Here is an 11,925-nt window from a genome sequence, read left to right as displayed (position 1 = left end):
GCAATCTTACAACAATAGCTACTAGCGAGCGCTTTAAGATTGCTTCGTGCCTCGCAATGACGACCTTTTTATATGAAATGTCTTTGTCTGTTAAACAGGTGTTTCGTCACACAACATGACAGCAAAGAAAAGAAATAGAACCACACTATACTTTTTCTCACTCAGTATAGTTTTCATCTATACTCATATCAATAAATACAATTAACAATTAGCTAAACAGGGTTGCTTCACACTGGTTTTAGCCTTACCTTTGTGGCACAAAATTAAAGACAAAAAATTATGGCAATAGTAGGCAAAAAATTCCCAAGTGTTAGTATTGATGCAATGTCAGACATGGGTGATGACTTGAAAATCAACGTATTTGAAGAGGCTGTAAACAAAAATAGCAAAGTATTATTATTCTGGTATCCAAAAGATTTTACTTTCGTTTGCCCTACAGAATTACATGCTTTCCAAGCTGCTTTACCTGAGTTTGAAAAAAGAAATACAATTGTAATCGGTGCATCTTGCGATACCAACGAAGTTCACTTCGCATGGTTAAATACACCAAAAGATAACGGTGGTATTGAAGGTGTTACTTATCCTATTTTAGCTGATACTCACAGACAATTATCTGGTATCCTTGATATTTTAGATCAGGAAGTTAACTACGACGAAGAAGGAAACGAATCTTTCTCAGGTTCGAACGTAACTTTCAGAGCTACTTACTTAATCGACGAAACTGGTAAAGTTTTCCACGAAAGTGTAAACGATATGCCATTGGGCAGAAACGTTAAAGAATATTTACGTTTAATTGATGCTTATGCTCACGTTCAGAAACATGGAGAAGTTTGTCCGGCAAACTGGGAAGAAGGAAAAGAAGCGATGAACGCAAACAGAACTGGTGTAGCTGAATATTTAGCTGCCAACTAATTAAACAAAAAGTTATGTTTTTAGAATTAACAGAAGATAATCTTCAGCAATACCTGGCCGACAACTCAAAGGTAATGGTTCAGTATGCTGCATCTTGGTGCGGAAACTGCAGGATCATGAAACCTAAGTTTAAAAAACTGGCTTCGGAAAATGAAGATGTAGCTTTCTTGATTGTTGATGCCGAAAAACTTCCAAACTCACGCAAATTTGCAAACGTTGATAATTTACCAACTTTTGCAGCTTTTGAAGGCGGCAATTTGGTAGACCAGGTACAAACCAACAAAGCAGAAGGTTTAATTGAACTATTTAACAAGATAAAGTAATGAAGATTCCGGTTATAAGACAATTATTTCAAAATACCTCTCCGGCACAACTGGAGGCAACCCTTGAGGTTTTGGAGGCATTCTGCGAATTTAGAGGTGTTAGCGAACACGAAGTTGACGTTGCAGGCGAAATGATTACCAATATTTGCGGCGCACTAGAAGTACACCAAATGGTAAGCGAGGGTACTGCCGAAAAAGATGCATTAAATGCTTTCGGCCAAAAAGTAATGGGTTCAATTGATCGATAATCGTCTTAAGCTTTAATCTGGCTTTTTAAAAATAAAAATCCCTCGTTGATGTAAATTTACGAGGGATTTTTGTTTGGTATTTCTTCTACTTCTCGCCATGCTGAATTTATTTCAGCACCTTAATGGCCTTGGATTCTTGTTTTTTTGGAAAGCAAGGTTCCGTTTTCATAATAGCAGGTCCAAATAGTAAAGTCGTCCTTTCGACTGAAGCACAGCAAAATGGAGAATCTTTGAACTATGGTTAAAAGATTTCTCCACTACGGTCGAAATGACGACCGTTTGTAAGAACAGGGGAATTAAAAAAGGTCTGTGAGGACACAGACCTTGGATATGGTTTTTTAACCCTCACAGGTTTCGGAAACCTGTGAGATTTGGCAGAAAGTATTAAGCTAAATTCCTTCCCGCATTTACAATACCAAATACCGTTCTTACCGCAAGCTTTTCTAAGGCATGCTGGTCTTTCTCGTTTTGGTCGTGCTGTAGCTTCTCTAAAGCAAAATGCTGGATTAATACCAACGGTAAAATAATTTTCTCGCGTGTGGCGATCGATTTTTTATCTACCGGATAATTAGCCATTAATGTTGGCTGTCCGGAGAGTTTTAAAAGCATCTCCTTTGCTAATTCGAATTCGTTGTGTAGTTGGGTCCAAAAAGCACCAAACTCCTTATCCGTAGCCAAATGCGCTGTAATGGTAAAGTCTGATTTGCTCATACTCATCATACAGTTATCCACAATCGTTTTCAGATAATCGGAGTCCTGATAAACTTTTGCCACTTTATCCCAGTTTCCCGCCTTTTCCTGGTTTTTCAAAGCTGTTCCCATTCCGTAAAAACCCGGAACATTTTGTTTCAGCATACTCCATGCGGTAACAAAACTAATGGCCCTTAAATCTTCAAGCTTCATCTCTCCGCCACCATTTCTTTTTACCGGACGGCTGCTAATATTCGCCTGAGATAATAGTTTTAAAGGAGATAATTTTTCAAGATAACTCACAAACAATGGATGTTCACGCAAATCAACAAAAGCCTTATAACTTTCTTCGGCCATTTCATCAAGCAGGGTTTTATTTTCAGGATCTAAAAGAATATTGTGTTTCTCTTTCAGTCCCGAGGTCAATCCGGCGTTAATTAATTGCTCTATATTAAATTCTGCACTTTCTACCGATCCGTATTGAGAGCTGATGGTTTGCCCTTGCACGGTTAACTGCATATTCTTGTTCGCAATTTCTTTACCCATAGAAGCATAAAAACGGTGTGTTTTACCTCCGCCACGTGCAGGCGGGCCACCACGACCATCAAAAAAGGCCAGCTGGATATTATGGTTTGCAGCAACAGCCGACAAAGATGTTTTACCATTAAAGATAGACCAGTTGGCCATTAAGTAACCACCATCTTTAGTACTATCAGAATAACCCAACATAATATGCTGTTTATTGCCTCGTTTGGCTAGGTGTGCTTTGTAAAACGGATTGCTATACAAGGTTTCCATAATGGCCGCAGCGCCTTTTAAGTCGTTTACCGTTTCGAAAAGCGGCACAAAATCAATCGTTAACGAATCTTTGCTCCATCCGTTCCATAAGAAAAGCTCAATCAACTGAAGGATATCACTCGCCTGCTGGCAATTACTGATAATAAAACGATGACAGGCTTTTTCGCCATTGCGCTTTTGAATACCTTTAATTTCTTTAATTACCTCAATCGTATCTTTTATCAAGGCATCGGCCTCACTCGCGTATACAATGGTGGCTTCTTTGAAAGAAATCAAAGTTAATTTCTCTGCTTCCGAAAGTTTATCATAATCAGCAGGATATAATGAAGAAATTGGCTTATTGGCTCGGCAATAGGCATGCACATTTCGCAGCACACGGCTATCCTGACGGATATCTAACGACGCAAAGTAATTACCGTATAAATCTATTTTGCGGATCAGATCATTAACCAGATCAACAAACAGCCCTTCGTGTTCTGCCAACAGTGTATCTTTAATCTGGTTCAGGTTTTCTTTAAGTTCACTAGAAATATCATGAAGCTCGCAAGTTTGATCGAAGGCATTTAAATACAGTACATCGTGCAGTTTTGCAATATTTTCTTCAACACCTCTAAAAGTGATGCGGCGTTTAATTACCCTAAAATCGCGGTAGTAACAGCGGAAAAGGATCTGTCGCAACATTTTAGAAACTTCTAAGGTCGTATCGGCATGGATATTTGGATTTCCATCCCTATCTCCCCCTGGCCAGAAACCCAGTTCTAAAATTTTCTTGGTTTCCAGATTGTATTCATCCAGGTTCTGATCTATTTCTTCCTGAATATTGGCCGCAGCAAAATAAAAAGTATTTTCTAAAAACCAAGCCAGGTTTAAGGCCTCATCAACCGGTGTTGGCGATTTTTTATTGAAAAATGGCGTTTTACCTAGTTGCTGTAACAGCGAGTTCATCGAGGTAAGATCGTTATCCCTAATGGCCTTGGTTAAATCGGTAATAATGGCCAATACACTTCCAGGATAAAATTGGGTTGGATGTGCGGTTAAAACCAAGCGAAGCGAAAGTTCGTCAATCAATTTCTCAATTTTCGATAACATTGGTTTGTTATCTGCATTCTTCTTTAAAATAAATGCCAATGTACTCTGCTCATCAGTAGTATTTAACTTGGTAAAAGAAGCGTCTTCTACGGCATCAAAAAGTACCACCTGACGTTCGATATACTGGATAAAACGGAAAAGCAGGTCAACAATATCCTTTCGCTCGGTATAACTGGTATACTTGGCAAAAAACTCTTCGATAATCTGTGCAGGTTTTTCTCCGTTTGCGATGCCTTCTTCACAGCTTTTAAAAAACAACGGAAGCAGTGTTCCGGTATCTTTAATTTTGTAAAAAGGCAAGGTGAGAAATAAACTGTTAAATAGCTCGAATTTTGAGATTACCTCATTGTTAAAAATAGATTCTCGTTGCGTAGTTAAACGAAGTTTGGGCATGGCTTATGCAATAGTTTTGTATACCGTAATACTACAAAAAATGCATAAGGTATTAAAATTCTAAGGCTTACAATTTGGAAAATTGTAGAATAAATTTTAATTTTAGAATCTTATTTGGCCACGATGTGGTTAAGTAAGAACATTTGCAATGTTTAAGGGCATTGCATTGATTGTTAATTTTTTGGGTTAAAACAGCCGATGTAATAAAATACACCGGCTGTTTTTGTTTTTTGCCATTTTTTAAGGCATTTCTTTGCAAATTTTAGTGCACATCTGCAGGAATGTTTGCGTTTTTCTTAAACTTTTGCAGATAAAGTAACGGAATTGAGAACAACATAATTAATCCTGCTACCCAATATGCATCATCATATGTAAGTAACATCGTTTGTCTGGTTACAATTCCTTCCATCGCTTTTGCCGCCATAATTTTGGCATCAAACAAAGTTTGTCCTTTTGCCATAAATCCTTTAATCAAACCGTTAAAACGGTCAATAAATGGCTGGTTATAATCGTTCACATTTGACAATAAAACACTCCTGTGGAAACCCGAACGGATATGTATTAAAGTAGTTAAAGCTGCAATACCAAATGAGCCGCCCAATTGGCGCATCATATTGTTCAAACCCGAACCCTGACCAATTTCTGGTCCTTTCAGATCCTGGATAGCCAAGGTAGTTAACGGCACGAACAAAAGCGCCATACCTACACCACGGATTACCAAAGGCAGAAAGAAATCGCCTGTGCCCGATTGCAGGGTGGAGTTACTCAGCATCCAACAGAAAATAAAGAATGCGATCATACCAAAAGTAGCCATAAACTGTGCAGGGATACCTTTCTTAAGCATAATACCAATAAAAGGCATCATTACAATGGTACACAATCCTCCTGGAAAAAGTAGTTCTCCTGTTTGCAGGGCCGAAAAGCCCAACAGGTTCTGACAGAATACAGGGAATACAAATACCGAACCGTACAACCCAAATCCCAGCACAAAGGAAGTAAACATCCCCACTGCAAAACTCCGGTGACGCATAATTTTAAAGTTTACGATCGGGTGGTCGGTACTCATTTCTCTCCAGATGAAAAGCAATAATCCGAATACCGATGCAACCGCCAAAGCTGTAATGTATGGGGTAGCAAACCAATCTTCGCTCTCTCCTTTTTCCAATACCGTTTGCAAACTACCTACTGCAATAGCCAATAATGCGATACCCCACCAATCGACAGGTTGACCCTGCCCTTCTTTCGGAGTGGCCCGCACAAAGGTGTATGTACAGTAGGCCGCGACTATTCCGACGGGAATGTTCACATAAAAAATCCATGGCCATGAACTGATATCCAAAATATATCCGCCAATGGTTGGTCCAACAGTTGGTCCTACTACCGCACCCAAACCAAAAAGAGCTGTTGCGATACCCACATCTTCACGTGGCCAGGTTTCAATTAAAATTGCCTGTGCAGTTGAGATTAAGCCACCACCAGCCAAACCCTGGATAATCCTGAAAAGAACCAGTTCGCCCAATGAGGTGGCATTTCCGCACAAAAAGGAAACAAGTGTAAAAACAATAATGGAGGTAAGAAAATAATTTTTTCTGCCGAACCGGTTACCCAACCAGCCCGACATTGGCAACACGATAACGTTTGCTACCGCATAACCGGTGGAAAGCCAGGCCACATCCTCCAGCGTGGCGCCCAGGTTCCCCTGTATCTGTGGTATTGCCACGTTTACGATGGTTGTATCAATCAGCTCCAACAGTGAAGCTGTGATTACCGTAAACGTAATAATCCACTTTTTTAAACCTACTTCGGCCATTTTAAATATTATTTAGTAGATACTGAAGCTTTAACGCTCATTCCTGGGCGTAACTTAGCCAACAGTTCTTTTGATGGATGGATTTTGATTTTTACCGGAACACGTTGCACAACCTTAACGAAGTTACCGGTAGCATTGTCAGGAGGTAATAAAGATCCTTTTGCACCAGTAATTGGAGAGAAATTATACACCTCTCCCTCAATTTTTTCATTTGGATAAGCATCAACCTCGATTTCTACTTTAGAACCTTCTTTAATTTTCTCCAACTGGGTTTCTTTAAAATTTGCAGTTACATAAATGCTTCCATCATTCACAATAGAGAATAAAGATTGGCCTGCCTGAACCAATTGTCCTTTTTGAACATTCTTTTTAGAAACGATACCACTTGCAGGTGCTTTAATATCGGTATAAGATAACTGAAGCTTTGCAAAATCGATATCACTCTGACGCTGACTAATTACATTACTGCTCACCGCCAATTGCGATTGTGTGGTACCAACCTGTTTAACTGCGGCATTGTACTGGTCTTGCGCCGCCTGATATGCTGCGTGAGCAGATTGCCTGGCTGCTTCTGCAGACTCTTTATTGGCCTTGGCCTGATCAAAAGCTTGTTGTGTTATCGAACCATCTTTCACTAAGTTTTCGTAACGGTTATAATCTTTTTGTGCTAAATTTACTTTAACATTTGCAGCCTGAAGATTTGATCTTGCTGCATCAACATTTGCTTTTGCTGTACCAGTATTGGCTTGGGTAGCTGCAATTTGCGATTGTGCAACACCAACACCTGCACTTGCACCTTTCTGACCAGATTGTGCTTGCTCTAATTTCACCTTGTAATCGTTATCATCAAGCTTAACCAAAACCTGATCTTCGGTTACATGTGTATTTTCTTCAAAATTAATGTCTTTTACATAACCACCAACACGGGCAACAACAGGGCTGATATCGCCATCAATCTGTGCATCATCCGTATCTACGTGTTTGCTGTAATAATTCCATTCTGTAATCCCGAAGATTATACCTATTACTAGTAAAACACCTAAAATGATGGGTACTACTATGTTCTTTTTTTTCTTTTCAGTTGTCATTGCTGTATTTATTGCGTTATTTTTCCTGTTGATTTTAATAGGGTATAGTAAGCCAAACCTGCGTCTGCCTTAGCTATCTCTAAGTTTATTTTTGCCTGGTACAATAAAGTTTCTGCATCAATACGATCGGTAACAGAAGCCACATTGTTTTTGTATTTAGATGCCAATAATTTATCATTTTCAGTAGCCTGTGCAATTGAAGTTTCCAAAACCTGGATTTTGTTCATGGCCACCTGATAACCTTGAAAGTTTTTGTTTATATCTGTTTTTACCTGATCAGATAATATATCTTTCTGAATGATAATTGCGCTCTGCTGAATTTTCGCTTCGCTTACCTTGTTCTTGTTTGTCCAAAGGTTGCCGAAATTCCAGGAAACCGTTGCGCCTAACGTAATGGGCATTAAGTATTGGTTTGTTGGCGGGATAAAATTGCCACTTGGGTTAATGTAATATAAGTTTGCACCAACGCCAACGGTAGGCAACGTATTTGCTTTGATGGTTTTAATGTTAAAATCAGCAACTTTGTTCTGTACATCAAGTTGTTTTAACTCCTGACGGTTGGCCATTGCCAGCCCAATATATTCATTTAACGAACCTGGTGTTTTTAAGCCAATGGTTGGATCAACAATTTTAACTTCGGTATCTTCTGGTAAACCCAAAAGAATATCTAAATTGTAGTTGATCACTTTACTATTACTCTCAATATCCATTTGCGTTAGCGTAACATTTGCCTGCTGCAATTGGAAACGCAGTACATCGTTTTTGGTTACAATACCCTGTTCGAAGAAACGTTGTGCCTGTTTAATCTGAGCCGCGATGGATTCTAAATTCTGATCAACCACTTTTCTGCTCTGTAAAACCTTGTATAAAGCATAATAGGTATTGATTACTGCATACGTAATCTCTTCTTTGTTTTTATCGGCATCTAAATGTGCAACCTCGGCCAATAATTTGGTAGATTCTTTTGCATATTTTAATTTACCGCCTCCATAAACAAGTTCTTGCACCGCTGCTGTACCTACAAAAGCATCGGCTCTTTTAGGCAGGTGAAAAGATGATTCGCTACCTGGCAAAGCAAAGGTAGTGGTTGGTATTTCAGCGTGGTTGTATATAAAACTCGCACTTCCGGTTGGTAATGCATTGTCTTTTACAACCGCCAGCTGTGCGGCAGCCTGATCAATTTTGTTTTGAGAAAGTTTTAAGTTTTTACTATTGGCTATGCCAAGTTCTATTGCCTGGTTAATATTTAATTCCTTACTACTCTGTGCAAATAAAGCAGCCGGAATTAATGATGCCGCAAGCATTAATCTAATCGATTTGGGTATCATCTTTTTGTTGTTAAATAAACTGTTGTTAGATCTTGTAAGTGAGCTATTGCCCGCTCTTTAATAATTTTTTTATCCTTCGGATTGTTCAGGTCGAAATTAGAGCACGACATTACCTTATGGGGCGCAATAACAATATTGGTTATGGTACCCATAATGGTTGCAATTACCATCCGCACATCTACCTTATTAAAACTACCATCTTCAATACCGCCTGTAATAATCCTGTCGATAAGCTGCATGTTCTGGCTCATGGCGTCCTTAATCTTATCGTACATTTCGGGCCTTTGAGTTAAAGACAGTTCGCGGTGCATCATTTTGTGAAATGCAGTGTTATTCATAATCCTATTTACATAGCCCTCTATAACTTTGTGTAATTTTTCCAACGCCGAAATCTTATCTTCATTGATAATTTTGAGCTGAGATGCAAAACCTGCAATCCGCTCGTTCATAATCTCTACAAAAACACCTTCTTTCGAACCGAAATAATAATTTATCATGGCCATGTTCGCCCCAGACTCTTTAGCAATCTGACGGGTAGAAGTTCCCTCATAACCCGTTTCGCAAAACAACTTTTCAGCTGCATCTAGAATGGCTTGTTTTTTATCTACTTTTTCTGTTTTCATTTCTTTTTGACGGCACAAAATTAATCAAACGATTGATTAATTTCCAAATGTTTTAGTACTTCTTTTACATTATCTTGATAAAACCCTAATTTTAAATGAAATAATCATCCTTGATAATGAAAAACAAGTTCTTTACAGTAACGACTTTTATCCTTGCCCTATGGCTCCTGTGTTCATTTATCGGCACTACAAGAAGTGACCAGCAGAGCTGGATTAGGATTAATCTACTGGGCTACCCTACCAATGGTATTAAAGTTGCAGTATGGGCGAGTAAAACAGATGAAATGCCGGCCCAATTTGAAATTGTAGAGAAGGAAACCAATAAAATTGTTTATACCTCAACTAATATTAAAAGTTTTGGGCGTTACGGCCCTTTTAAGCAAACAGCCAGGTTGAACTTTAGCGATTTTAAAAAGCTGGGGAATTTTTATATCCGGGCAAATGGCATTACTTCGCCCCTGCTCCTGATCAGTGATAATGTATATAAAGGTGCTGCTGATTTCTGCCTGCAGTATATGCGCCAGCAACGGAGTGGCTTTAACCCATACCTTAAAGACAGTTGCCATACCCACGATGGCTTTGTATTATATGGTGCAAAAGCAGGCATTAAAGACAGTACACATTTTGATGCTTCTGGTGGGTGGCACGATGCAAGTGATTATTTGCAATATTCAACAACATCTGCTAATGCGACTTATCACCTATTAATGGCCTACCGCGATTTCCCCCAGGTTTTTGGCGATCAGCAACAGGCAAACGGCTTGGATGGAAAAAATGGCAGAGCAGATATTTTAGACGAGGCCAAATGGGGATTGGATTGGCTGGTGAAAATGCACCCTAAAAAAAACATCATGTTTAACCAATTGGCTGATGACCGCGATCACATTAGCATGCGAATACCAAAAGAAGACAGCCAATATGGTAAAGGATTTGAGCGCCCGCTTTATTTTATTACCGGAGAACCGCAGCAACGCGGTAAATTTATGAACAATACCACGGGAACCAGCTCTACTGCTGCTAAATTTACCAGTGCTTTTAATCTGGGGGCTGTTTTATTTAAAGAAGGTGATCGGCATTATGCACAAACGCTTGCTAAAAAAGCCAAAACGGCCTATAAATTTGCCTTACAAAAACCTGGAGTAACGCAAACGGCTTCCGTAAAATCGCCGTACATTTATGCTGAAGACAATTGGGTTGACGATATGGAACTGGCTGAAACATCATTCAATTTTGGAAGAGAAAAGATCGACCAAAAGAAAATAATGTTGGCCTTAAACTATGCTCAGCAAGAACGTGTCACGCCTTGGCTACAAAAAGACACAGCAGCGCACTATCAATATTATCCTTTCATCAACCTTGGTCATTACGAAATTGCCAAACAAGATTTAAAGGACAAAACAGCTATCAACTATTATCTGCAGGGAATAAAACAAGTTTGGAACCGTGCACAAAACAATGCCTTTTATCGTGGCGTTCCTTTTATCTGGTGTAGCAACAATTTAACTGTTTCCTTTGCTATGCAATGCAACTGGTATGCAGCCTTAAGTGGCGATAAAGCCTACGCTGAGCTTGAACAGGCCAATTTCGACTGGCTTTTTGGCTGTAATCCATGGGGAACGAGTATGGTTTATGGTTTGCCTAAATGGGGTGATACACCAACGGATCCGCATTCGGCTTTTTCCCATTTAAAGAATTATCCAATAAATGGCGGACTGGTTGACGGTCCGGTTTACACCAATATTTATAAAGGTTTAATTGGGATCAAATTAAATGATGCTGATGAATATGCCGAGTTTCAGAGCGATTTGGCCGTTTATCATGATGATTATGGCGATTATAGTACCAATGAACCTACAATGGATGGAACAGCGTCTCTGATTTATTTATTAGCAGCGAAAGAAGCGCAGGCTAATCCCCTACCCACTCATAAAACCTATAGCCTTGGTGCCAACATCAGAGGTGATTCTACCCAAAAGAAAATCTACCTGGTTTTTACGGGTGATGAATATGCTGACGGGGGTGAAAAAATAAGCAAATTACTGGCGCAGGAAAAAGTTAAAGCGTCTTTTTTTCTTACCGGAAATTTTTATCGGAACCCAAAATTTCATTCATTGATTAAAAAACTAAAAAATGATGGCCATTACCTCGGTCCGCATTCTGACAAACATTTATTGTACTGCGATTGGAATAAACGCGACAGCCTCTTGGTTACCAAAACGGAGTTCGAAAAAGATTTAAATAATAACTATCAGGCCGTGGCAGATTTTGGAATTCACAAAGAAACGGCACACTATTTTTTACCCCCATACGAATGGTATAATCAAACCATCTCCAGCTGGACCGAGGCCCTGGGCTTACAATTAATTAACTTCACTCCCGGCACACGATCTAACGCTGATTATACCTATCCCCAAATGGGGAAAAGCTATCGGTCGAGCGATGAAATATATCGATCGATTATTACTTTTAATGAAACAAAGCCCAGTGGTTTAAATGGTTTTATCTTATTACTGCACATTGGTACAGATGCCAGAAGAACTGATAAATTTTACAACAGGTTGGCAGAATTGATTACTTATCTGAAAAAGGCTGATTATAAATTGGCTAGGATTGATAATTAATT

At 39.2% G+C, this 11,925-nt stretch carries 9 protein-coding genes; 4 read left to right on the top strand and 5 right to left on the bottom strand.

What is annotated here, in order from left to right; genetic code table 11:
* The first annotated feature begins 279 nt into the window (after positions 1 to 279).
* From HDC90_RS10900 to HDC90_RS10890, 3 genes are read left to right on the top strand one after another with little or no spacing between them, the layout of a single operon-like run.
* A complete protein-coding gene (locus HDC90_RS10900) occupies positions 280 to 912 on the top strand; it encodes a peroxiredoxin (protein WP_039479644.1) in 633 nt (210 codons plus the stop codon).
* Between the two features lie 14 nt (positions 913 to 926).
* Entirely contained in the window at positions 927 to 1,235 is a 309-nt protein-coding gene (locus tag HDC90_RS10895; RefSeq protein WP_109925589.1) for a co-chaperone YbbN, read from the top strand.
* On the top strand, positions 1,235 to 1,483 hold the full coding sequence (locus HDC90_RS10890) for a hypothetical protein (RefSeq protein ID WP_184466233.1): 249 nt from the start codon (positions 1,235 to 1,237) through the stop codon (positions 1,481 to 1,483). Before HDC90_RS10895 ends, HDC90_RS10890 begins: the two co-directional genes overlap by 1 nt.
* A gap of 384 nt (positions 1,484 to 1,867) precedes the next feature.
* Here HDC90_RS10890 and HDC90_RS10885 read toward each other — a convergent pair whose 3' ends face one another.
* The 5 genes from HDC90_RS10885 to HDC90_RS10865 all read right to left on the bottom strand — a co-directional run bounded on the left by HDC90_RS10885 (position 1,868) and on the right by HDC90_RS10865 (position 9,302).
* Positions 1,868 to 4,453 (bottom strand): phosphoenolpyruvate carboxylase, encoded by a 2,586-nt coding sequence (locus tag HDC90_RS10885; RefSeq protein ID WP_184466232.1) that lies wholly within the window; start codon positions 4,451 to 4,453, stop codon positions 1,868 to 1,870.
* Between the two features lie 262 nt (positions 4,454 to 4,715).
* Positions 4,716 to 6,263: a DHA2 family efflux MFS transporter permease subunit gene (locus tag HDC90_RS10880; protein WP_184466230.1), complete on the bottom strand. Its 1,548-nt coding sequence runs from the start codon at positions 6,261 to 6,263 to the stop codon at positions 4,716 to 4,718.
* 8 nt (positions 6,264 to 6,271) lie between these two features.
* Entirely contained in the window at positions 6,272 to 7,351 is a 1,080-nt protein-coding gene (locus tag HDC90_RS10875) for an HlyD family secretion protein (protein ID WP_184466228.1), read from the bottom strand.
* 8 nt (positions 7,352 to 7,359) lie between these two features.
* Positions 7,360 to 8,679: a TolC family protein gene (locus tag HDC90_RS10870; RefSeq protein WP_184466226.1), complete on the bottom strand. Its 1,320-nt coding sequence runs from the start codon at positions 8,677 to 8,679 to the stop codon at positions 7,360 to 7,362.
* A complete protein-coding gene (locus tag HDC90_RS10865) occupies positions 8,676 to 9,302 on the bottom strand; it encodes a TetR/AcrR family transcriptional regulator (protein WP_184466224.1) in 627 nt (208 codons plus the stop codon). The genes HDC90_RS10870 and HDC90_RS10865 overlap by 4 nt, the downstream gene beginning before the upstream one ends.
* A gap of 116 nt (positions 9,303 to 9,418) precedes the next feature.
* Here HDC90_RS10865 and HDC90_RS10860 point away from each other — a divergent pair, with 116 nt between their 5' ends.
* Complete coding sequence (locus HDC90_RS10860) at positions 9,419 to 11,923, top strand: glycoside hydrolase family 9 protein (protein ID WP_184466222.1); 2,505 nt, start codon at positions 9,419 to 9,421, stop codon at positions 11,921 to 11,923.
* The last annotated feature ends 2 nt before the right edge of the window (positions 11,924 to 11,925 follow it).

Source organism: Pedobacter sp. AK013 (assembly GCF_014205835.1).
GTDB lineage: Bacteria > Bacteroidota > Bacteroidia > Sphingobacteriales > Sphingobacteriaceae > Pedobacter.
The sequence above is the reverse complement of the archived record's forward strand: the minus strand, read 5'-3'. Positions and strand labels throughout refer to the sequence as shown.